The following is a 21,457-nucleotide window of genomic DNA, read 5'->3' as shown; positions in this document are numbered from 1 at the left end:
CTTTCCTGTTCTGCCCGAGCAATAGGCAGGGAGCGCCGGGAACTCAAGCATCCCGCATTCCCGCCTCGGCGCGCAGTCGCGCACGATTCTGTGCAAGCCAGTGAAGCATGGCCAGCATCGGGAGCACGTCGATCTCTCCCGTGGCGGCAAGTGCCATCGTCCGGTCGAAACCCACGACATGCAGCCGCAGATCCTCATGCTCCTCCTCCAGCCCGCCATGCCAGCCCTCATCCTGCGGCAGATCGGCGAGGGCGAGGAAGCAGTGGAAGTAGTCGGTGCTCGATCCGGGGCTGGGATAGCCGGCGAAGATCGGGATCAGCCGATCTGCTCCCAGCGTCAGCCCCGCCTCCTCGCGGGTCTCGCGCAGCGCCGCCTCGGCCGGGCTCTCGCCAGCGTCGACGATCCCCGCCACCGGCTCGAGACACCACGGGTTGGCCGCCCCGCGCCGGGCCGGGCCGCTGCGGAACTGCTCGACCATCAGCAGCCGGTCGCGCCGCGGATCGTAGGGCAGCACCAGCGCCGCATCGACGCCGACCAGCACCTCGCGCGGCAGGTCCTCGGCCCGGCCGCCGTCGAAGCGGCGATGCGACAGCCGCATCTGCGACAGGCGGAAGAACTGGCCTGCGGGCGGCGCAACCTCGCGCCACTCGCTGTCGTTCGGGCGCGCCGGATGGCGTAGTTCGGCGGGGGCCGGTTCGGCGGCGGCGCGACGGCGCGCCTCGGCCCGGGCCGCGATCATGCCCCGTTGACGGCCAAAGCTCGCGGGATCGAGCGCGGGTTGATGATCGGCGATCTCGCCCGCCATCACCGCCCAGCGCGCGGCCGCTCCTGCCCGCCATGTCGCCGCGTCCCATTCCGGGGCGTCCTGCTCCGGTGTCGTGGCATGCAGCATGACCTCGCAGGCCGGTCCCTGCGCAGGGGAGACACCGGCCATGCGGGGCGCGGCGCCCAGCGCGGAGTTATAGGCCGCCAGCCGTCGGGCCGCCCAGCCCTCCGGCGGCGCCACCACGATGCCTTCGACCACGCCGCCGGGCTGGGCCACGAGCCCCGGCACATCGTCCGGCGCGCCGCGCAGGGCATGGCCTTCGAGCCGGGCCCGCCGGCCTTCCAGAAGATTGCCGGTCACGGCTTGATAGGTCGCCGGATCGGCCAGCGGTCCGAAGACGAAGATGTCCATCCGTCAGGCCGCCTGCGAGCGCGTGAACTCGAGCAGCAGCCCGATGACGGCCCCGCCCGCAAGCAGCATGATGATCACCTCGGGCGTCGCCAGCCGCTGCGCGCCTTGCAGCATGAAATCGACCATCGCCTCGATCGTGTCGGAGGGATCGCTGTGCCGTCCGCGCATCGAGGCGCGCAGCGCGTAGAGCGAGCCATGCACCAAGAGCACGGCGAGCAGCCCGACCACCATCGTGGTGATGCCGTTGCTGAGCCCTTCGACGATGCCGCCGCCGGCGCGCGGACCGGCCATGAACCAGCCGATGCCAAGACCGATCACCGCGTTGATCTCGGGCGTGCGCGGGATCGTCTCGAGATCCTCGAGCAGCGGCATGGCGATGAGCGAGACGACATATCCCAGCGCGGCGAAGAGCAGCGCGCCCACGAGCTTCGAGGCGGTCGGCATCTGTCTGTCTCCTCTTGCGGCACCGGGCGGTCCGGTCAGCCCGGTCGGCTCAGCGTGAACTGGCTGACATCGCAATTGCCAGAGCGAAAGGTGCTGGCGCAAGCGCAGAGGTAGAAATTCCACATCCTGCGGAAACGCGCGTCGAAGCCGAGCGCCCGTGCCTCTTCCCAGCGAGCGTTGAAATTCTCGTGCCAGATCCTGAGCGTGCGCGAATAGCTCTCGCCGAAGCTTGCCGCGCCCTCCATCCGCAAACCGGCCTCTTCCGCCAAGCGCCGCAGGATGCCGGGGCTGGGCAGCATGCCGCCCGGGAAGATGTATTTCTGGATGAAGTCGACGCCCTGCCGATATTGCGAAAAACGGTGATCCGGCAGGGTGATGACCTGCAGCGCCGCGCGGCGGCCCGGATGCAGCCGGTCGCGCAGCCCGTCGAAATAGACAGGCCAGTAACGCTCACCCACCGCTTCGAACATCTCGATGCTGGCGATGCCGTCATAGCTGCCCCGCACGTCGCGGTAATCCTCGAGCCTGAGCTCGACCCGGTCGGACAATCCGGCCCGCGCGATCCGGTCGCGGGCATAGTCGAGCTGCGCCGAGCTCAGCGTCAGCCCGGTCACCTTGAGCCCCCTCTCGCCCGCCGCGTATTCGGCGAAACCGCCCCAGCCGCAGCCGATCTCGAGCACATGATCGCCCGGCGCCACGCCCAGCCGGTCGACGAGGCGTTCGTATTTGTGGCGCTGCGCCGCCTCGAGGCTTTGCTGGCTCCCTTCGAACAGTGCCGAGGAATAGGTCATCGAAGGGTCGAGCCAGAGCGCGTAGAAATCGTTGCCGAGGTCGTAGTGGTGGCGGATGTTGCGCCGCGCCTGGCCCCGGCTGTTGGAGCGCAACCAGTGGCGCATCCGCTCCAACCGGCGCAGCCAGCCCTGCCCCGGAAAGCCGTAGAACAGCGTCTCGACCTCGTCATGCGCGAGATCGAGGAGCGTCATCAGGTCGGGGGTCGACCAGTCGCCGTCCATGTAGGCCTCGGAAAATCCCAAATCCCCCTCGCGGATCAGCCGGGCAAAGCAGTCGGGATCGTGGATCGCGATCTCGGCATGGCGGCCGGGTGCGGCGCCCTCGGCCCGGAACCGCCGCCCGTCCGGCAGCACGAAGTCGAGCCGCCCGCCGCGCATGCCTTGCATCATGGCAAAGACCTGCGCGAAGTAGCGCGGCAAATCGCTCTGGCCCTCGGTGCTGGTCAGGATCATCGCCACTCTCCGTGCTTTCCAACAGCTTACGGATCGCGGCGCAGTTGTCACCCGTTCGTGACATCGCCTCCTTCAGCGCGGCCACGCAGCGTCGCATAGGCCGACAGCGCGCGGTCGCGCCCTTCGGCTGCGCCGACGATCGGCTCGGGATAGGGCATCGTGGCCGAAAGCCCCCAGGCGCGTGGTGCGGCGGCGAGGAAATCGCGGGCGGTCTGCGGCGGATCGGCCTGGCCTTCGGCGATCCAGGCGCGGCGATAGGCGCCCTCGGGATCGAACTTCTCGGCCTGGCTCACGGGGTTGTAGACCCTGAAATATGGGGCAGCGTCCGGGCCGGAGCCCGCGATCCACTGCCAGCCCAGCGCGTTGTTGGCCGGGTCCCAGTCGACAAGGCAATCGGCAAACCAGTCATGACCGATCTTCCAATGGGTCTGCAGGTGCTTAGTCAGGTAGGAGCCGGTGATCATCCGGGCGCGGTTGTGCATCCGCCCCGTGGCATAGAGTTCGCGCATCGCGGCATCGACCAGCGCCATGCCCGTCCGGCCCCGCTTCCACGCGGTGGCCTCGGCGCTGTCGCCGTCCTCCGACCACGGAAACCGGTCCCATTCGGCACGCCAGTTGCGCGAGATCAGGCGGGGCGTGTGATGCAGCAGGTGATAGGCGAAGTCGCGCCAGACCAGTTCCTTGCGGAAATGCTCTGCCCCCTCCGCGCCGGCTTCGCGCGCCGCCAGCGCGGCCCGGTAGCAGGCATGGATCGAGATCTCGCCATAGGTGAGGTTCTCGGACAGACCCGAAGTGCCCTCGATGTCGGGCCGGTCGCGGGCGATGGCGTAGTCGGCGATCCGCTGCGCGACGAAGCGATCCAGCCGGTCGCGTGCCGCCCTCTCTCCCACCACCAGGTATTTGGCCACCACCGCGCCACCCCGGTTCATGCCGCGCGCCATGTGCCAGTCATCGAGACGGTCGCTCTGCGGCCAACTTTCGGGCGCGGGCAGCCGCGCGGGCGGGGCAAGCGGCGCATCCGGCAGCCGGTCGCGCACCGCCTTCATGTAGGGGGTATAGACCTTGTAATAGCCGCCCGTCTTGGTTTCCACGCTGTCGGGTTCGAACAGCAGGTGGCCGGGGAAGTCGCGGGTCTCGATCCCTTCGGCGTCGAGCCCGGCCATCACCTCCGCGTCGCGCGCCCGGGCGTCGGGATCGTAAGCGCGGCTCCACCAGACGGCACGCGCGCCGGTCTCGGCGCAAAGCGCGCGCAGGCTGTCCAGCGCCCGGCCACGCCGCAGGATCAGCTTCGCACCAACGGCGTCGAGATCGCGCGCGAAGCTTTCGACCGAGAGGCCGAGGCGAAACCGCGGCGCCGCCCCCTGCCCTTCGACCACCTCGTCGTGGAGAAAGACCGGGATCAGCGGCCCGCCGGTCTCCATCGCCTCGGCCAGCATCGGATGATCGGCGAGCCGCAGGTCGCGACGGAACCAGAGCAGGATCGGATCGGGCATCGGCAACTCCTCGGCGCTTTGGTCCGGAGCTAGCGCCCGGCCCGCCCGATCAAGCCACGCCGTCGCGTCGCACCTCCGTCGCGGGATGGCCGGTCTGCACGTTCAACTCCTCACGGGTGCGCGGCAGCGCGTGCGGGATCTCGGCCTGGATCCAGGCGACCAGCTTCTCGCGGATCTCGCAGCGCAGGTCGAAGGCGCGCCCGGCATTGCGGGCCGAGGCCAGCACCCGGACCTCCATCACCCTTTCGCGGAAATCGGTGACGGCGAGATTGAACACGTCGCCATCCCACAGCTTGCTCGCCTCGGTGATCTCGCGCGCCTTGTCGCGGATCCGGTCGATCGGGGCGGAATGGTCGAGATAGATCAGCACCGAGCCGATCAGGGTGGAGTTCTCGCGGGTCCAGTTCTGGAAGGGCTGCTCGATAAAGTAGCTGAGCGGCACGATCATCCGGCGCCAGTCCCAGATCCGGATCACCACATAGGTGGAGGTGATCTCCTCGACATTGCCCCACTCACCCTCGACGATCAGCGCGTCGTCGATGCGGATCGGCTGGGTCATGGCGAGCTGGATACCCGCGAAGAGGTTCTTGAGCACCGGCTGCAACGCGATGCCCGCCACAAGGCCCGCCGCCCCAGCCGAGGCCAGCAGCGACACGCCGTATTGGCGGACCTCCTCGAAGGTCATCAGCGCGGCGGCGATGGCGACGATCGAGATCAATACAGAGGCGACGCGCAGGAATATCTTGGTCTGGGTGACATGCTTGCGCGCAAGGAGGTTGTCCTCGGCATCGAGGGTGAAGCGGCGCAGATGCAGCTTGGCCCAGACGTCGAGCACCACGCGCGCGACCCAGCCCACAAGGAGGATCGTCCCCACCAGCACGAGGTGCTGCAGCCCCCGCTCGTCCGAAGGCGAAAGCGGCGCCACGGCGGCGGCGGGGGCCATGAAAAAGAAGATCAGCCCGAGCCGGGCGGGACCGCGCGTCTGGCGCACCAGTTCGCGGCGGAACAGCGCGCTGCTCTGCGCCCAGCGCCCCAAGGCGCGGTAGATGAGCGCGTGGACGAGGCAGGCCAGCGCGATGGCGAGCCCGAAATCGATCAGGATCACGGCCCAGGCCGGCAGCCAGCCGAGGCCGAGATCGGAAAATGTCTGAAACAGCATCATGGGGCGGGATGATAGGAGCGTGATCCGTGGCGGAAACCCCCTCCGGCCGGCGCGTTTGCCGCGTTGCGGCAAATGCCCGCGCAGATGGCGGCCCCGAAACCGGGGCCGCCACTTTTGGCATCAGGGAAGCGGATTCTTCCGCTCGTTCCGCAGCGCGATGAATATCGCCACGCACATCAACAGCAGCAGGAAGGCGAAGGGGAAGCCGGTGGCCACCGCCATCGCCTGCAGCGCGGCGAGGCCGCCACCCAGCAGAAGGGCGATCGCGACGAGACCCTCGAACACGCACCAGAAGATCCGCTGCGGCAGCGGGCCGTCGACCTTGCCGCCCGAGGTGATGGTGTCGATCACGAGGCTGCCCGAGTCCGACGAGGTGACGAAGAACACGATCACCAGCACCACGCCGATCAACGAGGTGATCTGGGTCAGCGGCAGCTGGCTCAGCATCTCATAGAGCTGCACCGGCAGCGCCGCCTCGGCCGCGCCCTGGAAGTTGTCCTGCACCACCTGGGTGATCGCGGTGCCGCCGAAGACGGTCATCCACAACACGCAGACCAGCGACGGCACGAGCAGCACCGCGATCATGAACTCGCGCACCGTGCGGCCGCGGCTGACGCGGGCGATGAACATGCCGACGAAGGGCGACCAGGAGATCCACCACGCCCAGTAGAAGGCGGTCCAGCCCTGGCTGAAGTTGGCATCCTCGCGCCCGAAGGGCTGGCTCAGCGCCGGGAAGTTCACGATATAGGCCCACAGCGCCGCGAAGAAGCCGGTGATGATCTCGGCGGTCGGGCCGACGAACAGCACGAAGAGCAGCAGCAGGAAGGCCAGAACCATGTTGATCTCGGAGGCGCGCTTCACCCCGCCGTCGAGACCGGCCATGACCGAGATCGTGGCGATGCCGGTGATCGCGAGGATCAGCAGGATCTTGAGGCCCGCACCGGTGCGGCCGACTTCCTCGCCATCGGCGCCGATGACCGGGTTGTCGTAGCTCAGCCCGAAGAGATAGCGCCCGCCCTCGGTCGCATCACCGGTCCCGAACAGGAAGTTCATGCCCGCCAGCGCCTGCTCCGCGCCGAAGCCCAGCGAGGTGGCGAGGCCGAACAGCGTCGCGAAGACCGCGACCACGTCGATGATATGCCCGGTCCAGCCCCAGACCCGTTCACCGAAGATCGGGTAGAAGGCGGAACGGATCGTCAGCGGCAGGCCCTGGTTGTAGCTGAACAGCCCCAGCGCCAGCGCCACCACGGCGTACATCGCCCAGGGGTGCAGGCCCCAGTGGTAGATCGTGGCGGCCATGCCGAGCTGGCGCGCGGCCTCCGGATCGCCCGGCGCCCCCGACAGCGGGGCCCAGCTTTCGGGCGAACCGGCGCCCTCGGCCACCGAGGTGGAGAAATGCGACAACGGCTCCGAGACGCCGTAGAACATCAGGCCGATGCCCATGCCGGCGGCGAACAGCATCGCGAACCAGCCGGCATAGCCGTAATCGGGCCGCGCGCTCGCGCCGCCCAGCCGGACCGAGCCCAGCGGCGTCACGATCAGCAGCAGGCCGAACAGCACGAAGATGTTGCCGCCGAGAATGAAGAACCACGAGAAGTTGGCGGTGAGCCAGTCGCGCAGGCTGCTGAAGGCCGAGGTGGCGGCCTCCGGCACCATCAGCGTGCCCAGAACGAAGGCCACGATCCCCAGCCCCGCGATCAGAAAGACCGGGTTGTGGATGTCGAGGCCGAATGGCCCGATCTGCGTCTGGATGTTGTCCTGACCGACCTCGTAGTCGGTCTCGTCGATGAGCCGCGTCGTCTCCGCAGCCTCTGGATCGGTGTCCGGCGTCGTCATCGTCACCCCCAATGCTTGATATCACGCAAAAACCTAGGCCCGGAGGCCCGAGGTCAAGAAATCGTGCGTCTGTCATATCATAGCATGGAACGCGACCCCGCGGCGCGGCGCGGCGCGGGGTCAACCGGGGCGTGTCGAAACAGACCTCAGCCCGCAACCTCGACCACGACGCGGCCGCGCACCTGGCCCTTGAGGATCTCGGCCCCGAGTTCGGGCAGATCCTCGAGCCGCGCGGGCCGGATCATCGCGCGCAGCTTCTCCATCGGCAACTCGCGCGCGATCCGCTCCCAGGCCTCGACCCGGCGGTCATAGGGCTGCATCACGCTGTCGATGCCCAGAAGGTTCACGCCCCGCAGCAGGAAGGGGATCACCTTGGCCGGCAGGTCGGCGCCGCCCGCAAGGCCCACCGCCGCGACCGAGGCGCCGTAATTCATCTGCCCCAGCACCCGCGCCAGCATCGCCCCGCCCACCGCGTCGACGCAGCCGGCCCAGCGCTCGCTCTCCAGCGGCTTCTTGGTGACCTCGTTCAGCTCGGAGCGCGGCACGATCGACGCGGCGCCGAGATCGCGCAGGTAATCCTCGGTCTCGGGCCGCCCGGTGACGGCGGCGACCTCATGGCCCTGCGAGGCGAGGATCGCCGTGGCGACCGAACCGACGCCGCCCGCCGCGCCGGTGACCAGCACCGGCCCCTGCCCGGTCTTCAGCCCGTGCTGCTCGAGCGCCATCACCGCGAGCATCGCGGTGAGGCCGGCGGTGCCCACGGCCATGGTGTCGCGCGTGGACAGCCCCTCGGGCAGCGGCACCAGCCAGTCTGCCTTGACCCGGGCGCGGGTGGCATAGCCGCCCCAATAGGCCTCGCCGACCCGCCAGCCGGTGAGGATCACCTTGTCGCCGGGCTTGTAGCGCGCGTCGTCGGAGGCCTCGACCGTGCCGGCGAAATCGATGCCCGGCACATGCGGGTAATTCCGCACGAGGCCACCGCCCGGCCCGATGCACAGCCCGTCCTTGTAGTTCAGCGTGGAATACTCCACCGCCACCGTGACCTCGCCCTCGGGCAGCCGGTCATCCTCGAGCTCGCGCACCGCCGCATGGGTGGCCCCCGCCTCGTCCTTCTCGACCAAAAGCGCCTTGAACATCTGCATCCCTCCCCGGGTCTCGTCTGTCGGCGGCCATGAATGCACGTCGCGCGGCATGGTGCAATCGGCGGTGACGCACGGCACTTGAAGCGGCGCGGAGCCGCTTCTAGGCTCCACCTGCCGCGCAGTCAGCGCGGCGCCAACGGGAGCCAATGAATGAACAAGTTCCGCCTCTTGGGTGCCGCGTCGCTCGCCGCCCTCGCCACCGCCGCCGTTTCGCAGGAGGGCGGGCTGACCGTGCTCGACTATCCCGGCTTCGAGGATCCGGCCTTCCACCCGGCCTTCTCGGAAACCCATGGCGAACCGAGCTTCTCCTTCTTCGGGGACGAGGAAGAGGCGTTCCAGAAACTGCGCTCGGGCTTCCGTGCCGACATCACCCATATCTGCGCGGGCTCGGTCACCAAATGGGCCGAGAGCGGACTGATCGAGCCCTGGGACACGAGCCGGATCGACGCCTGGGACACGATCGACCGCAATCTCACCGGCCAGCAGGTGAGCGCCGGGGGCGACGATGTCTTCTTCATCCCCACCGATTTCGGCTCCACCGCGATCGCCTACAATCCCGACGAGGTCCCGGCCGAGGACGTCGCCACGCTCGAGGTGTTCAAGAACCCCGCCTATGCGGGCCGCATGGCGCTGCCCGACAACGTCGACGACGCCTTCGCCTTGGCCTATCTCGCCACCGGCACCACCGACTGGACCCAGGCCACCGACGAACAGTTCGAGGCGGCGGCGAACTGGCTGCGCGAGGTTCATCCCAACCTGCGCACCTACTGGACCGACCCGGCCGAGCTGAGCCAGCTGATGGCCACCGGCGAGGTGCTGGTGAGCTGGGCATGGAACGAGACCTATCCGACCATGGTCGAGGAAGGCCGCCCGATCGGCTTCGAGCGCGAGGCCGAGGAAGGCTCCTCGCTGTGGCTGTGCGGCTACGTCAACATGAAGGACGCGCCGGGCTCCGAAGACCAGGCCTATGACTACATCAACGCGATGCTGGCGCCCGAGGCGGCGATGCCGCTGCTCGAGGCGGGCTTCGGTTCGGCCAACGCCGCCGCGCTGGGCGAGATCGACGAAGCGACGCTCGAGGCGTCGGGCATCGCCCCGATCGACGCGCCGGTGCTGGCGCAGCTGTCGATCCCCAACGAGCGGCGCGAGCAGCACGCCGAGACCTTCGAGATGATCAAGTCGGGCTTCTGAGCCCATCTGAGCGAAACATGGTCGGGGCCGCGATCGCGGCCCCGGTCACCGAACGTCCGACACGGGGGTCTGTGCCAGACGCGGCGCCGGGCGCAGCCGCCCCATGATGTGGCAGTCGATCAGCTCGCCCGCCCGTAGCGTGTCGCCCCGCTTGGTGCCCTCGATCTCGAATCCGTGCCGCTCGTAGAGCCGGATCGCGGCCACGTTGTCGGTGTTCACCTCGAGTTCGAGGCGGCGCAGCCCGAGCCAGTGATCGGCAAGGTCGAGAAGCGCCCGCAGCATCGCGGTGCCGTGGCCCCGGCCGACATGATCGTCATGCACGATCAGGAGGATTTCGCCGACATGCGCCCTGCGCCTCTGGCGAGGCAACAGCCCGCCATGGGCCACGATCTCTTCGGCGCCGGTCGCGTCGCGGGTCACCCCGACCAGCAGATGATCCTCGCGGCCGGCCGCCAGCCTCTGCTCGAGCCGCGCATGGGGGCCGAATGGCAGTTGCAGCGTGCCGTGCCGCACGCCGGGCAGGTTCGTCATCGCGGTCAGCGCCGCCGCGTCGCGCGGCTCGGCCGCGCGGATGGTTAGAGCGGATGTCTCGTTCATCCGGTCAAGCTACCGGCGCGTGCGGATCGCGGCCACCGAAATGCGCATGCCGGAACGCGATGCGACCCGGCGCGACGAGAGCCAAGGCTTTCGGTCCCGCCCCCCTTTTCATCGCCCGCGCCCGCACCTATATTCGACCCGTTCCCTCGTGGAACTATGGACATAAACGCGCCTGTAATAAGCGGATCGGACCCGGGGGCGGTACCCGGCGGCTCCACCAATCATCCCTCGTTGGGGGCAGATGGGGCCGAAATAGGATCGACGAACGTGTAAAGAGGATGGCTTTGTCCCGGTGAGGTACCACCGTTATCGGTCCGATATGTACAGTTGCCAACGACAACCGTGCTCCGGCAATGGCTGTGGCTGCTTAAGCAGTCTCGGTCCGCCGAAACTTAAGCCCTTGCGCCTAGCCGCGTAAGGCGGGGTTCGCAGGCACCTGGCAACAGAAGCCTGCACTTCCTCCCTCCGCCGAGATTCACCCTGACTGGACAAGACGCTTGCCGCCGCGCCTCGGCCCGGTGCAGCATGGGTCATGCTCCGGCTGTTCCTCGCCCTCGGCTGCGCGCTGTGGCCCGCTATGGCAGGCGCCTGCGACACGGCGCTGGTGCTGGCGATGGACGTGTCGAACTCCGTCGATGAGGCCGAGTACCGGCTGCAGGTCGACGGGCTGGCCGACGCGCTGACCGATCCGGTGGTGGCCGAGGCCGTGCTCTCGGGACAGGTCGCGATCGCGGTGCTGCAATGGTCGGATTCGCGCCAGCAGGTCGTTACACAGCCTTGGGTTCAACCGCGCGGCCGGGCCGCGCTCATGGCGCTCGCCACCTCGGTCCGGACCACGCCGCGCGCCTTCGTCATGGGCGGCACCGCCCCGGCCGAAGCGCTCGACGCCGCGCTCGACCTCTTTGCCGTCGCGCCCGCCTGCCATCGCCGTGTGGTCGACGTCTCGGGCGATGGCACCCCCAATGACGGCGGCGATGTCGGCGCGGCGCAGCGCCGGGCGCAGGCGATGGGCGTGACCGTCAACGGGCTCGCGATCGAGAGCCTCGGCCTCGCCATCACCGGCTTCTACCGCAATCGTGTCGCCACGCGGGACGGCTTCGTCATCACCGCGCGGGGCCACCGGGACTACCCGCGCGCGATCCGGCTGAAACTGCGCCGGGAGCTGGTTCAGCTCATCGGCGGGCTCGCGCCGCCACAGGATGCCGGACCCCCTTTCATCCAGCATCGAATCCCCTATGCTTGGCCCGAACGTTAAAGGATGACGCAACGTGACCCGGCCTGCCAATCGCTCGATCGACTATGGAAACCTCATGCATCGGGCGATGCGCGGGCTGATTCAGGAGGTGCTGTCGCGCGTCGCGGCCGAAGGCCTGCCGGGCAAGCACCACTTCTTCATCACCTTCGACACCATGCATCCCGACGTGGAGATCGCCGACTGGCTGTCCGATCGTTATCCGGGCGAGATGACCATCGTCATCCAGCATTGGTTCGACGGTCTCTCGGTCACCTCCGAGGGCTTCTCGATCACCCTGAATTTCGGCGACAGCCCCGAGCCGCTCTACATCCCCTTCGACGCCATCCGCACCTTCGTCGACCCTTCGGTCGAGTTCGGCCTGCGCTTCGAGACGCAGGACGACGAGGAAGAGGACGAGGACGAAGAGGCCCCGATGCAGGAGATGGCCGAGCCCGAGGAGGAGCCCGCGAAGAAGGGCGCCGCCCAGGTCGTCAGCCTCGACAGCTTCCGCAAGTCCTGAGCGCCGGCATTTAGACGATTGCCCAGAGGGCGGCCCACGCGGTAGATGGCATGCGACTGCATACCAGGGAGATCGCGATGAGCCAGACCAGCCCCACCCGCACCGAATCCGACAGCTTCGGCCCGCTCGAGGTCCGCTCGGACCGCTATTGGGGGGCGCAGACCCAGCGCTCGATCATGAACTTCCCGATCGGCTGGGAAAAGCAGCCTGTGGCGATCGTCCGCGCGCTGGGCGTCATCAAGCAGGCCTGCGCCGAGGCCAACAAGGCCCGCGGCAAGCTCGATCCGAAGCTCGCCGACGCGATGATCCAGGCCGCCTCCGAGGTCGTGGCGGGCAAGCTCGACGACCACTTCCCGCTCGTCGTGTGGCAGACTGGCTCGGGTACCCAGTCGAACATGAACGCCAACGAGGTGATCTCGAACCGCGCCATCGAGATCCTCGGCGGCACGATCGGTTCCAAGGAGCCGGTGCATCCCAACGACCACGTCAACATGGGCCAGTCGTCGAACGACACCTTCCCGACCGCGATGCACATCGCCGTCGCCACCACCGCGCGCGACGTGACGCTGCCGGGGCTGGAAAAGCTGCACGCCGAGCTGGCTGCCAAGGCCGAGGCGTTCAAGGACATCATCAAGATCGGCCGCACCCACACCATGGACGCGACGCCGCTGACGCTGGGCCAGGAGTTCGGCGGCTACGCCCACCAGGTCGCGATGGGCATCCGCCGCGTCAAGGCGGCGCTGCCGGCGATCTACGAGCTGGCGCAGGGCGGCACCGCCGTCGGCACCGGGCTCAACACGCCGCAGGGCTGGGGCGAGACCGTGGCCGAGAACATGGCGAAGATCACCGGCCTGCCCTTCGTCACCGCGCCGAACAAGTTCGAGGCGCTGGCCGCGCATGACGCGATGGTCGAGATGTCGGGCGCGCTGCGCGTGGTCGCGGGCTCGCTGTTCAAGATCGCCAACGACATCCGCCTCCTGGGCTCCGGCCCGCGCTGCGGCCTGGGCGAGCTGATGCTGCCCGAGAACGAGCCCGGCTCCTCGATCATGCCCGGCAAGGTCAACCCGACCCAGTGCGAGGCGCTGACGCAGGTCTGCGCCCATGTCATGGGCAACGATGCGGCTGTGGGCTTCGCCGGGTCGCAGGGCCATTTCGAGCTCAACGTCTACAAGCCGATGATCGCCTACAACGTGCTGCAGTCGATGCAGCTCATCGGTGATGCGGCGGTGGCCTTCACCGACAACTGCGTCGCGGGCATCGAAGCCAACGAGGAGCGGATCGGCAAGCTGATGCGCGAGAGCCTGATGCTGGTCACCGCGCTGGCGCCGACCATCGGCTATGACAACGCCACCACGGTCGCCAAGACCGCGCACAAGAACGGCACGACCCTGAAGGAAGAGGCGATCAACCTCGGCTTCGTCGATGCCGAGACCTTCGACCGCGTGGTGCGCCCCGAGGAGATGATCGGCCCGAAATGAAGCCGGTGAACCTGAACCAGTTCAGGAAGCAGAAGGCGCGGGCCGAGAAGCGGGCCCGCGCCGACGTCAACGCCGCGAAGTTCGGCCGCTCCAAGGCCGAGAAGACCCGCGACGCTGCCGAGGCCGAGGCGGCGGCGAAGCGGCTCGACCAGCATCGCCGCGATGAGTGACGGGCGCCCGGTCAAGCGATCGCTGACGCTGCACGGGCACCGCACCAGCGTTTCGCTGGAAGACGTGTTCTGGCGCGCCTTCCGCGACATCGCCGCGACCGAGGGGCGAACCATCAACGGGCTGGCGGCCGAGATCGACGAGGCCCGGGGCGATGTCGGCCTCGCCTCGGCGATCCGGGTCTTCGTGCTCCGGCATTTCATGCAACGCTGAGGGCGACGCGCCGGGTCGAGGCCTGGCCGCCCTGCCAGAATTGGCCGACTTGGACCGCGCACCCCGCCGCACGCCGCCCCTTTCCCCGCTTACGAACTGGCAGACCTCAGGGGTTTCCCTGACCCCGCTCGGTCACCCGCAACCTGATCCCGCCTTTCGATCGGACCGTCAGCTGGGCCACCGGCACCGGCACGTCGCCCTCGACCGGCTCGAAGCTATAGCGCCGCAGCAGCGCCGCCAGCAGCACCGCCGCCTCGGCCATGGCAAAGCCCGCGCCGGGACAGACGCGGGGACCGGCGCTGAACGGCATGTAGGCGGCACGGGCGCTCTCCCTGGCCTCGGGCCTGCTCCAGCGATCGGGATCGAAGACGTCCGGATCGCGCCAGAGCCGTTCGTGCCGATGCAGGTGCCATGGCGACAGCACCACCTGCGTGCCGCGTCCGAGCGCCCGGTCGCGGAACCGCTCCGGGCGCGTCATCTCGCGCACCATCATCGGCACCGGCGGGTAGAGCCGCAGCGCCTCGCGCGTGACGTCGCGGATCAGCCTCAGCCCCGACAGCGCCGAGAACGTCCCGTCGAACCCCCTCGCCTCCTCGGCGGCGCGCTCCTGTAACTCGGGATGCGTTGCGAGCAGATAGAGCGTCCAGGCCAGGCTCGCTGCGCTGGTTTCGTGCCCGGCGAGGAAGAAGATCGCCACCTGATCGACCATCTCCGCCGAGGAAAAGGTCTCTCCGCTCTCCGGGTCCGGCGTGGTCATGATCTTGGTGGCGAGGTCCGATGGCGCGCGGCCTTCGGCGATGTCCCGCGCCCGCGCCTCGACCAGCCTAGCAATCAGCGCCCGGATCTCGCGCGCTGTGGCCCGCGTCCGGCGCGAATGCAGCCGGGGCATCCAGCCCGGCCCCTTCACGAAGGCCGCGAGATTGAGCAGCGGCTGGCTGCGTTGATGGGCATGGAAGGCGGCGAAGGTGGCGGCCGCCACCTCGTGCTCGATCGGGATCGAGAACAGCGTGCGAAAGATCACGTCGGCTGCGGCATGGCTCGCCTGCGGTTCGATCTCGACCGGACGGCCATCGGCCAGCGGCGCGAGCCGCGCGGCGGCCGCCTCCCCGGCGGCCAGCATCGCGGCGAAACTCTCGCGCAGGCGTCCGCCCTCAAACGCCGGGTCGATGATCCGCCGCTGCCGCTCCCATTGCTCGCCATTGGTGAGAAAGACCGAATGGCCGAGAAGCGGCCGCAGCCCGGCGGCGATCCGGTCGGATTTCGGAAAGTCGCGCGGCCGCTCCTTCAGCACCAGCCGCAGCAGCGCCGGGTCGTTGACCATCACCGAGCGGAAGAACGGCGTGCGGAAATCGGCCATCCAGGCGCGGTAGAGCCGCGCCGGCTGGGCCGAGAGAATGTCGGCCCTGAACAGCCGCAGATGTCGCCACAGCGACACCCGGGCCGCGCGCGGCACCGGTTTGGGCGGCAGCGGGCTCATGCGGCGGTGGTGACGTGCGGCGACAGGGCGCGGCGGATCGCGGAACGCGAGGCGGCGCGCCCCGCGAAGCGGTCCGCCAGCGTCAGCGGACCGGCAGTAACGCGGAAATAATCGTAATCGCCGGGCCGGTCGAAGGCGCAAAGATACTGGAAGTGCAGCCGAAAGAAGCGCCAGCGCAGTTCCCGCCAGCGCGCCGGGCTGAGCGTCTGCGTGAAGGCCGCGGAGATCACCAGAGGCCAGCGCTGATGGTCCGGCGCCACGCCTGACACGGCCACCGGGTCGCATAGCGCGAAAGCGCAGCCGTCACCCGGCGCGGTGACGTCGACCCAGGCAAGCTCGTCCCGCGCGCTCAGATAGGCGAGGTCGGCGCGCAGCCGCGCCGCGCGCGGCAGGAAGGACATCATCGGCACAACCTGCCCCAGCGACAGGAAGCCGAGGCTCGGCCCGCCCTCGGGCCGCCGCCCGGCACGGATGAGGTCCGACAGGACCGAGACGGCGAGATGGGCGCCGGAGGAGTGACCCACTACCAGCACCTCGTCCACGTCCTCGCGCAGCGCCGCCGCGATCCGGTTCTCGAACAGCGCCAGCCGCGCCTCGAGCGCGTCCGGGTTGGCCCCGCCCCAGCGCGCGGCGAAGGCGTAGTCATGCATCAGGTAATAGGCGAAGAAGCGGCGATCGTGGCGCCGGAACCACTCCAGCAGCGCCCAGCAGACTGCCACCAGCACGGGCCAGTAGGCGATCACACCCGGCACCCCCAGCCGCGTCGCGCCCCAAGCCGCCGCGCGCCCCGCCAGCGCGCCCGCGGCCAGCGCGAGGCCAAGTTGCATAAGCAGCATCGCCACCGGGTAAAGCGCGGCGATCACCGGCCCCTTGCGCAGCCGCATCAATCGGCGCAGCGCGCCCGAGCCGATATAGGTCCAGGCCGTGCGCAGGAGCTGGAGATAAGTCGCGGCTACGCCGCCGCGCATCTGGTCACGCACGATGTCCGACCAGACCAGCACCTCGAATTCGGAGCGCACCTCGGCGCCCTCGATCCGCGCCGTCACGTCCCAGCCAAAACGGCGCCCCTGCGCCGCCGACAACGTGATGTCGATGTCCGAGATTTCCGCCTGCGCCGCCGCCTCGCGGCGGTAGAGCTCGCGATAGCGCCTTGGGTGGATGGGATCGAAGCCCGGCACGTAGAACACGATCCGCCGCCGCACCCGCCCGGTAGTCGATCCATCCATCGCCGCTCTCCTCTCGGGCCCAGACTAGAGGAGGAAACGGGCGTCCATAAGGCCCATCCGGGGCGTCAGCCGAGCGCGGCCAGCGCCGGGAAGGTTTCGAGCAGCCAGAAGCTGAAATCCGAGAACTGCCCGGTCAGCATCATCAGGCCGACCGTCCACAGCAGCAGTCCCGAGGTCCGCTCGATCCGGCCCATATGCCGCTTCATCCAGCCCATGACGCCGGTCAGGCGCGGGAAGAAGGCGGCGAAGAGCAGGAAGGGAATGCCCAGCCCGGCGGCGTAGATCGCCAGCAGCAGCGCCCCGCGCGTGACGTCGGCCTCGGTCGCGGCGAGACCGAGGATGGTGCCGAGGATCGGACCGAGGCACGGCGTCCAGCCAAAGGCGAAGGCCAGCCCCAGCACGTAGGCGCCAAAGGCCGATCCGCCGCGGTCGCCGCCCGAAAGACGCGCCTCGCGATCGAGGAACGGGATGCGGATCACGCCGGTGAAATGCGCGCCGAACACCATGATGGTGACCCCGGCGATCAGGTTGAACCAGTCCTGGAACTGCAGCAGCGCGCGGCCCAGCGCCGAGAAGGCGACCCCGAGCAGCAGGAACACCGTCGACAGGCCCAGAACGAAGAACAGCGCCGCGGTCATCACCCGCCGCCTATCGCGCGCCGGCGCCGACAGCTCGGTTACAGACACCCCACCCATATAGGCGAGATAGGGCGGCACGATCGGCAGAACGCATGGGCTGAGGAATGACAGCAGCCCGGCCGACAGGGCGATCATCATCGCCGGCAGCAGGGTCGCGTCGAGGATCATTTCGGCTGAGAACATCGGGCCTCCTTGTAAGCCGCGAGGCTAGCAGTCGCGCCGCGCCGCGTCACTGCCGGCGCTCTCACTTGGTCGTGCGGCAATGTGTCAGGGTCAGACACCGGGCAGCACCCAGAGCGCCTCGGCCGGCAGCCGCCAGCGCAGCGCGCGCCCCGGTGCCGCGCCGCGCGCCGCGCCCGCCCGCATCAGGGCCTCGAGCCGCAGGCCGCCCGCCTCGGCGGTGATCCGGGTCAGCAGCCCTTCGAACCGTGTCTCGAGCACCTGCACCGTCACCGCGTTCGGCCCCTCGCCCGGCTCGATCGCCTCGGGTCTCAAGGTCAGGCAGCCCTCGCCCTCGGGCGCCCCCGGCGGCAGCGCGAGCTGGCCCAGCGCGCAGTCGAACCGCCCGCCGGCCGACCGGCCGGGGATGAAGTTGCAGCCGCCGAAGAAGCGCGCCACGTCGAGATCGGCGGGCCGGTTCCAAAGCGCCGCGCCGGCGCCGACTTGGCGGATGCGGCCGCCCAGCATAAGGGCCACCCGGTCGCCCAGCACCGCGGCCTCCTCCTGGTCGTGGGTCACGACCAGCGTGGTGATGCCGGTTTCGCGCTGCAGCCTGCGGATCAGCCCGCGCATCTCGCCGCGCAGATGGGCGTCGAGCGACGACAGCGGCTCGTCGAGCAGCAGCAGGCCGGGCTTGAGCACCAGCGCCCTGGCCAGCGCCACGCGCTGCCGCTGCCCGCCCGACAGCTCGTGCGGCTGGCGATGGCCGAGGTCGCGCAGCTGAACCTGGTCGAGCGCCTCGGCGACGCGCTCCGCGATTTCGGCCCGGGGCCGTCTTTGCATCCGCAGCCCGAAGCCGACATTGGTGGCCACGTCCATATGGGCGAAAAGCTGGCCCGATTGGAACACCAGCACCGCCTCGCGCCGTTCGGGCGGAAGGTGCAGAACCGATGCTCCGTCGAAGCGCACGTCGCCGGAATCCGGTTGGATCAGTCCCGCGACGACCCGAAGCGCCGTGGTCTTGCCGCAGCCCGAGGGGCCGAGCAGCGCGAGCATCTCGCCCTGCGCCATCTCGAGCGACAGCTCCTCCAGCGCGGGCCGCGCCGCGCCGGGATGGCGCAACGACAGCCGATCGAGCGTCAATCCTGTCATCCCGCGCCTCCGATCATCACGCCGCGCCCGGTGATCCGGCGCGCCACCAGCGCGAGGATGACGAGACCGGGCGCGAGGCTCAGCACCGCCAGCACCCCGGCCTGGTCGTTGCGCCCCGCACCGGCCTGCGCATAGAGCAGCAGGGGCAGCGTCACCACCCGCCCGCCGCCGATGGTCAGCGTCAGGATGTATTGCGACCACGACACGAGAAAGGCGAAGAGCCCGGCCACCGCGACGCCCGGCGCGATCGCCGGCAGCATCACGTGCCACAGCACCTGCAGCGGCCGGGCGCCGAGACTGCGCGCCTGCGCCTCGGCGGCGGCGTCGTAATTGGCGAAGACGCCCGACATCACGAAGACCACATAGGGCAGCGTCGGCACCAGATGCACCAGCACCACCCCCAGCGCCGAATTGGTCAGGCCCAGCCGCAGGAACACGCCGTGGATGCCCAGCCCGACGGCGATGCCCGGCACGATCACCGGCGCCAGCAGCGCCAGCTCGACCAGCGCCTTGCCGCGGAAGCGGTAAAGCCCCAGCGCCCGCCCCGCAGGAATGCCCAAGACCAGCGACAGCGCTGCCGCCGCGAGCGCGATGGCGGTGGTCGTCACGAAGGCTTCGGGGATGTCCGAGCGTGGCGACAGCGCCCGCGCCCAGGGCTCCAGCGTCCATGTGGCGGGCAGGATCTGCGGAAAGTACCAGCCCCGCGCCACCGACCACAGCCCGAGCGGCAGCAGCGGCGCCATGGACGCGACGACCAGCATGAGGCCGAGCACCAGCCGCCAGCGCGCGCTCATCGCCGCACCATCGCGACGCGAATGAGCAGCGCCGCCACCAGCGCGATCAGCATCGCGATCGCCATCGCCTCTGGCCGTGTCGCGAGGTCGGGATCGGTGAAGCGCTGCCACGCCAGCACCGGCAGAGCCACGGGCGCGCTCTGGCCCAACAGCACCGGCACCTCCCACGCTCCGAAGGAGAACGCGAAGACGATGGCGCCCGCACGGATCAGCGCCGGCATCAGCAGCGGCAGGAGCACCAGCCGCATCGCCGCGAAGGGCGACGCGCCAAGGGACCGTGCCGCGCTTTCGGGATCGTCACCAAGCGACTGCATGTTGGCCAGCAGGATCAGCCCGATGAAGGGCACCTCCTTCCAGACGTAATGGGCGATGATGCCGATGGCGAAACGATCCTGCGTCAGCGCCGGAAACCCGGCCGGACCGTCGATCAGCCCGGCGCCCGCCGACAGCCGCGAGACGAAGCCAGATTGCGACAGCAGCCACAGGATGCCCAGCGCGCCGACCGCGTGCGGGATGGTCAGGTTGATCTGGAACAGCAGCCGCGCCAGCCCCTGCCCCGGAAACCGGCGGCGCAGCAGCAGCGCGGCGCCGAGACCGATGAGGCAGGCAAGCGCGGTCGAGGCGAAGGCGATCCAGAGCGACAGGCCGAGCGAACGCCAGACCCGCCCTTCCGACAGCACCGCGATCCACGCGTCCAAACTGACGCCGCCGCGCCCCATGCCGAGGGAGCCCGCGAGCCCCAGCACGAGGCCGCCGCCGAACAGCACCGCGATCACGCAAAGCGCGGGCGCGAGCGACAGCCATGGATGCCCGCGCCCGATCACCTCAATTGCCGACGTTGCGGATCCAGCCATCCTCGATCGCGCGGGTCCAGTCGGGGGTAAGCTCGGGCAGCGCCGCCTGCCCCAGCTCTTCGACCGGAACCACCGAGGGGTGGCGTTCGAGCGTCGCGAAACCCTCCTGCACCTCGGCCGAGGCGCGCGACGGCTCGATCACGGCGGCCGCACCCCAGATCTCGGGCTGGGCCTTCTCGAGCTGCGCCTCGCCCGACAGCAGCAGGTTCTGGGTGACCATCGCGGCCGCCTTGTTGGCAGCGTTCACGGGGATCGCCATGTAGTTGGTGTTGGCCAGTGTGCCGTCGCTCAGCCCATAGGACATCGCGGTCTCGGGGAAGATGCCGTTCTCCACCGCCGTGCCGATCTCGGCCGGGTCATAGGTGAAGAACAGGTCCACCTCCTGGTTGGCGAACATCTGCTGCAGCTGGGTGATCGAGGTCGGGTAGGTCACCCCTTCGCGCCAAAGATGCGGCTCGATGCCGTTCAGGATTTCCCAGGTGTCCGCCGCCACCGCGTCGAACTTTTCCTGATCGAACGGGCCGACCAGCGCGTCCGCCCCGCCCGCCGCATGGGTGAAGACGTGGCGCACGAAGGCCGCGCCGGTGAAATCGGGCGGCGCAGGATAGGTGAAGCGGCCGGGATTGGCTTCGATCCAGTCGAGCAGCTCGGGGATCGAGCGCGGCGGCTCCGGCGTGCGGGCGGTGTCATGCGCAAAGGCGAACTGCACCCGGCTCCACGGCACTTCGCAACCCTCGACCGGGACCCCGAAATCATTGGCGATGGCAGGGTTCTCGAAATCGACGAGGCTCGCATTGGGCAGCTTGTCGACATAGCCGCACCAGACGAGATCGCCTTGCTTCATGGTGCGGAAATTCTCGCCGTTGATCCAGATCATGTCGACCGCACCGGCGTCCATGCCGGCCCCGGCCTCGACCTCGCCCAGCACGATGTTGACCGCCTCGGCCGTGTCGGCCAGCGGCACGCGGTTGAGGGTGATGTCGTACTCATCCGCCAGGATGCCGCCGATATGATCGGAGACATAGGCGTTGATGGTGTCGGCGCCGCCCCACATGAAGACGTTGACCTCGCCGCCGCGCGCGGTCTCGACGATCTCGTCCCAGCTCATCGCGAGCAGCACGTCGCCGTCCTGCGCCTGCGCGGTGCCCGCGATCAGCAGCGCCCCGATTGCCGTCATCATCCGCGTCATGCCGCCCTCCCAGCGATGCCTCCGGGCTGCGGTGCCCGGTCCCTGCAGCTTACTGCCTGCACCGCCTCT

General features: G+C 69.1%; 21 protein-coding genes and 1 other RNA gene. 7 read left to right on the top strand and 15 right to left on the bottom strand.

Features of this window, described 5'->3' with window-relative positions; all coding sequences use genetic code 11:
• Positions 1-43: 43 nt before the first annotated feature.
• The 7 genes from FHS00_RS11020 to acuI form a co-directional block, all read right to left on the bottom strand.
• Positions 44-1,177, bottom strand: coding sequence for an NUDIX domain-containing protein (locus FHS00_RS11020; RefSeq protein WP_183473140.1), 1,134 nt, complete (start codon positions 1,175-1,177; stop codon positions 44-46).
• 3 nt (positions 1,178-1,180) lie between these two features.
• Positions 1,181-1,621 (bottom strand): TrgA family protein, encoded by a 441-nt coding sequence (locus FHS00_RS11015; RefSeq protein WP_183473138.1) that lies wholly within the window; start codon positions 1,619-1,621, stop codon positions 1,181-1,183.
• 35 nt (positions 1,622-1,656) lie between these two features.
• A complete protein-coding gene (locus FHS00_RS11010) occupies positions 1,657-2,865 on the bottom strand; it encodes an SAM-dependent methyltransferase (protein ID WP_183473134.1) in 1,209 nt (402 codons plus the stop codon).
• A 47-nt stretch (positions 2,866-2,912) separates the two neighbouring features.
• Entirely contained in the window at positions 2,913-4,358 is a 1,446-nt protein-coding gene (locus FHS00_RS11005; protein WP_183473131.1) for a cryptochrome/photolyase family protein, read from the bottom strand.
• Between the two features lie 49 nt (positions 4,359-4,407).
• Entirely contained in the window at positions 4,408-5,520 is a 1,113-nt protein-coding gene (locus tag FHS00_RS11000) for a mechanosensitive ion channel family protein (protein WP_183473128.1), read from the bottom strand.
• A gap of 120 nt (positions 5,521-5,640) precedes the next feature.
• On the bottom strand, positions 5,641-7,356 hold the full coding sequence (locus tag FHS00_RS10995; RefSeq protein ID WP_183473125.1) for a BCCT family transporter: 1,716 nt from the start codon (positions 7,354-7,356) through the stop codon (positions 5,641-5,643).
• A gap of 146 nt (positions 7,357-7,502) precedes the next feature.
• A complete protein-coding gene (gene acuI / locus FHS00_RS10990; RefSeq protein WP_183473122.1) occupies positions 7,503-8,492 on the bottom strand; it encodes an acryloyl-CoA reductase in 990 nt (329 codons plus the stop codon).
• A gap of 156 nt (positions 8,493-8,648) precedes the next feature.
• Here acuI and FHS00_RS10985 point away from each other — a divergent pair, with 156 nt between their 5' ends.
• Positions 8,649-9,689: a type 2 periplasmic-binding domain-containing protein gene (locus FHS00_RS10985; protein ID WP_183473119.1), complete on the top strand. Its 1,041-nt coding sequence runs from the start codon at positions 8,649-8,651 to the stop codon at positions 9,687-9,689.
• Positions 9,690-9,734: 45 nt separating this feature from the next.
• Here FHS00_RS10985 and FHS00_RS10980 read toward each other — a convergent pair whose 3' ends face one another.
• Positions 9,735-10,286 (bottom strand): GNAT family N-acetyltransferase, encoded by a 552-nt coding sequence (locus FHS00_RS10980; RefSeq protein WP_183473116.1) that lies wholly within the window; start codon positions 10,284-10,286, stop codon positions 9,735-9,737.
• Positions 10,287-10,387: 101 nt separating this feature from the next.
• Here FHS00_RS10980 and ssrA point away from each other — a divergent pair.
• The 6 genes from ssrA (at position 10,388) to FHS00_RS10950 (ending at position 13,899) form a co-directional block, all read left to right on the top strand.
• Positions 10,388-10,743: a transfer-messenger RNA gene (ssrA, locus tag FHS00_RS10975) on the top strand.
• Between the two features lie 75 nt (positions 10,744-10,818).
• Positions 10,819-11,541: a DUF1194 domain-containing protein gene (locus FHS00_RS10970; RefSeq protein ID WP_183473113.1), complete on the top strand. Its 723-nt coding sequence runs from the start codon at positions 10,819-10,821 to the stop codon at positions 11,539-11,541.
• Positions 11,542-11,596: 55 nt separating this feature from the next.
• On the top strand, positions 11,597-12,040 hold the full coding sequence (locus tag FHS00_RS10965; RefSeq protein ID WP_183473186.1) for an SspB family protein: 444 nt from the start codon (positions 11,597-11,599) through the stop codon (positions 12,038-12,040).
• Positions 12,041-12,117: 77 nt separating this feature from the next.
• Positions 12,118-13,518 carry a class II fumarate hydratase gene (fumC, locus tag FHS00_RS10960; protein ID WP_183473110.1) on the top strand — a complete coding sequence of 467 codons (1,401 nt, stop codon included), beginning with the start codon at positions 12,118-12,120 and terminating at the stop codon, positions 13,516-13,518.
• Positions 13,515-13,688 (top strand): DUF4169 family protein, encoded by a 174-nt coding sequence (locus FHS00_RS10955; RefSeq protein WP_183473107.1) that lies wholly within the window; start codon positions 13,515-13,517, stop codon positions 13,686-13,688. The genes fumC and FHS00_RS10955 overlap by 4 nt, the downstream gene beginning before the upstream one ends.
• Entirely contained in the window at positions 13,681-13,899 is a 219-nt protein-coding gene (locus tag FHS00_RS10950) for a ribbon-helix-helix domain-containing protein (RefSeq protein ID WP_183473104.1), read from the top strand. The genes FHS00_RS10955 and FHS00_RS10950 overlap by 8 nt, the downstream gene beginning before the upstream one ends.
• A 106-nt stretch (positions 13,900-14,005) precedes the next feature.
• Here the strand turns inward: FHS00_RS10950 and FHS00_RS10945 are convergent, their stop codons facing one another.
• From FHS00_RS10945 to FHS00_RS10915, 7 genes are all read right to left on the bottom strand, one after another.
• Positions 14,006-15,376 (bottom strand): cytochrome P450, encoded by a 1,371-nt coding sequence (locus tag FHS00_RS10945; protein WP_183473101.1) that lies wholly within the window; start codon positions 15,374-15,376, stop codon positions 14,006-14,008.
• Positions 15,373-16,602 (bottom strand): hypothetical protein, encoded by a 1,230-nt coding sequence (locus FHS00_RS10940; protein ID WP_183473091.1) that lies wholly within the window; start codon positions 16,600-16,602, stop codon positions 15,373-15,375. Before FHS00_RS10940 ends, FHS00_RS10945 begins: the two co-directional genes overlap by 4 nt.
• A gap of 65 nt (positions 16,603-16,667) precedes the next feature.
• Positions 16,668-17,423 carry a cytochrome c biogenesis CcdA family protein gene (locus tag FHS00_RS10935; RefSeq protein WP_183473088.1) on the bottom strand — a complete coding sequence of 252 codons (756 nt, stop codon included), beginning with the start codon at positions 17,421-17,423 and terminating at the stop codon, positions 16,668-16,670.
• Between the two features lie 90 nt (positions 17,424-17,513).
• On the bottom strand, positions 17,514-18,551 hold the full coding sequence (locus FHS00_RS10930; RefSeq protein WP_183473085.1) for an ABC transporter ATP-binding protein: 1,038 nt from the start codon (positions 18,549-18,551) through the stop codon (positions 17,514-17,516).
• Positions 18,548-19,345, bottom strand: coding sequence for an ABC transporter permease (locus tag FHS00_RS10925; protein WP_183473082.1), 798 nt, complete (start codon positions 19,343-19,345; stop codon positions 18,548-18,550). The genes FHS00_RS10930 and FHS00_RS10925 overlap by 4 nt, the downstream gene beginning before the upstream one ends.
• Positions 19,342-20,199: an ABC transporter permease gene (locus FHS00_RS10920; protein WP_221188792.1), complete on the bottom strand. Its 858-nt coding sequence runs from the start codon at positions 20,197-20,199 to the stop codon at positions 19,342-19,344. Before FHS00_RS10920 ends, FHS00_RS10925 begins: the two co-directional genes overlap by 4 nt.
• Positions 20,171-21,388 (bottom strand): ABC transporter substrate-binding protein, encoded by a 1,218-nt coding sequence (locus FHS00_RS10915; protein ID WP_183473079.1) that lies wholly within the window; start codon positions 21,386-21,388, stop codon positions 20,171-20,173. Before FHS00_RS10915 ends, FHS00_RS10920 begins: the two co-directional genes overlap by 29 nt.
• Between the last annotated feature and the right edge of the window lie 69 nt (positions 21,389-21,457).

It is taken from the genome of Limimaricola variabilis (assembly GCF_014195545.1).
Lineage (GTDB): Bacteria > Pseudomonadota > Alphaproteobacteria > Rhodobacterales > Rhodobacteraceae > Limimaricola > Limimaricola variabilis.
This window is presented reverse-complemented; position numbering and strand designations above follow the sequence as displayed.

Excerpts from the sequence above, each read along its gene's own strand:
- FHS00_RS10915 (WP_183473079.1), bottom strand. The coding sequence starts at position 21,388 with ATGACGCGGATGATGACGGCAATCGGGGCGCTGCTGATCGCGGGCACC.
- FHS00_RS10930 (WP_183473085.1), bottom strand. The coding sequence starts at position 18,551 with ATGACAGGATTGACGCTCGATCGGCTGTCGTTGCGCCATCCCGGCGCG.
- FHS00_RS10980 (WP_183473116.1), bottom strand. The coding sequence starts at position 10,286 with ATGAACGAGACATCCGCTCTAACCATCCGCGCGGCCGAGCCGCGCGAC.
- FHS00_RS10995 (WP_183473125.1), bottom strand. The coding sequence starts at position 7,356 with ATGACGACGCCGGACACCGATCCAGAGGCTGCGGAGACGACGCGGCTC.
- FHS00_RS10925 (WP_183473082.1), bottom strand. The coding sequence starts at position 19,345 with ATGAGCGCGCGCTGGCGGCTGGTGCTCGGCCTCATGCTGGTCGTCGCG.
- FHS00_RS10935 (WP_183473088.1), bottom strand. The coding sequence starts at position 17,423 with ATGTTCTCAGCCGAAATGATCCTCGACGCGACCCTGCTGCCGGCGATG.
- acuI (WP_183473122.1), bottom strand. The coding sequence starts at position 8,492 with ATGTTCAAGGCGCTTTTGGTCGAGAAGGACGAGGCGGGGGCCACCCAT.
- FHS00_RS10945 (WP_183473101.1), bottom strand. The coding sequence starts at position 15,376 with ATGAGCCCGCTGCCGCCCAAACCGGTGCCGCGCGCGGCCCGGGTGTCG.
- FHS00_RS10955 (WP_183473107.1), top strand. The coding sequence starts at position 13,515 with ATGAAGCCGGTGAACCTGAACCAGTTCAGGAAGCAGAAGGCGCGGGCC.
- FHS00_RS11015 (WP_183473138.1), bottom strand. The coding sequence starts at position 1,621 with ATGCCGACCGCCTCGAAGCTCGTGGGCGCGCTGCTCTTCGCCGCGCTG.
- FHS00_RS11005 (WP_183473131.1), bottom strand. The coding sequence starts at position 4,358 with ATGCCCGATCCGATCCTGCTCTGGTTCCGTCGCGACCTGCGGCTCGCC.
- FHS00_RS10920 (WP_221188792.1), bottom strand. The coding sequence starts at position 20,199 with ATGGCTGGATCCGCAACGTCGGCAATTGAGGTGATCGGGCGCGGGCAT.
- FHS00_RS10950 (WP_183473104.1), top strand. The coding sequence starts at position 13,681 with ATGAGTGACGGGCGCCCGGTCAAGCGATCGCTGACGCTGCACGGGCAC.
- FHS00_RS10965 (WP_183473186.1), top strand. The coding sequence starts at position 11,597 with ATGCATCGGGCGATGCGCGGGCTGATTCAGGAGGTGCTGTCGCGCGTC.
- FHS00_RS10985 (WP_183473119.1), top strand. The coding sequence starts at position 8,649 with ATGAACAAGTTCCGCCTCTTGGGTGCCGCGTCGCTCGCCGCCCTCGCC.
- fumC (WP_183473110.1), top strand. The coding sequence starts at position 12,118 with ATGAGCCAGACCAGCCCCACCCGCACCGAATCCGACAGCTTCGGCCCG.
- FHS00_RS10970 (WP_183473113.1), top strand. The coding sequence starts at position 10,819 with ATGCTCCGGCTGTTCCTCGCCCTCGGCTGCGCGCTGTGGCCCGCTATG.
- FHS00_RS11020 (WP_183473140.1), bottom strand. The coding sequence starts at position 1,177 with ATGGACATCTTCGTCTTCGGACCGCTGGCCGATCCGGCGACCTATCAA.
- FHS00_RS11000 (WP_183473128.1), bottom strand. The coding sequence starts at position 5,520 with ATGATGCTGTTTCAGACATTTTCCGATCTCGGCCTCGGCTGGCTGCCG.
- FHS00_RS10940 (WP_183473091.1), bottom strand. The coding sequence starts at position 16,602 with ATGGATGGATCGACTACCGGGCGGGTGCGGCGGCGGATCGTGTTCTAC.
- FHS00_RS11010 (WP_183473134.1), bottom strand. The coding sequence starts at position 2,865 with ATGATCCTGACCAGCACCGAGGGCCAGAGCGATTTGCCGCGCTACTTC.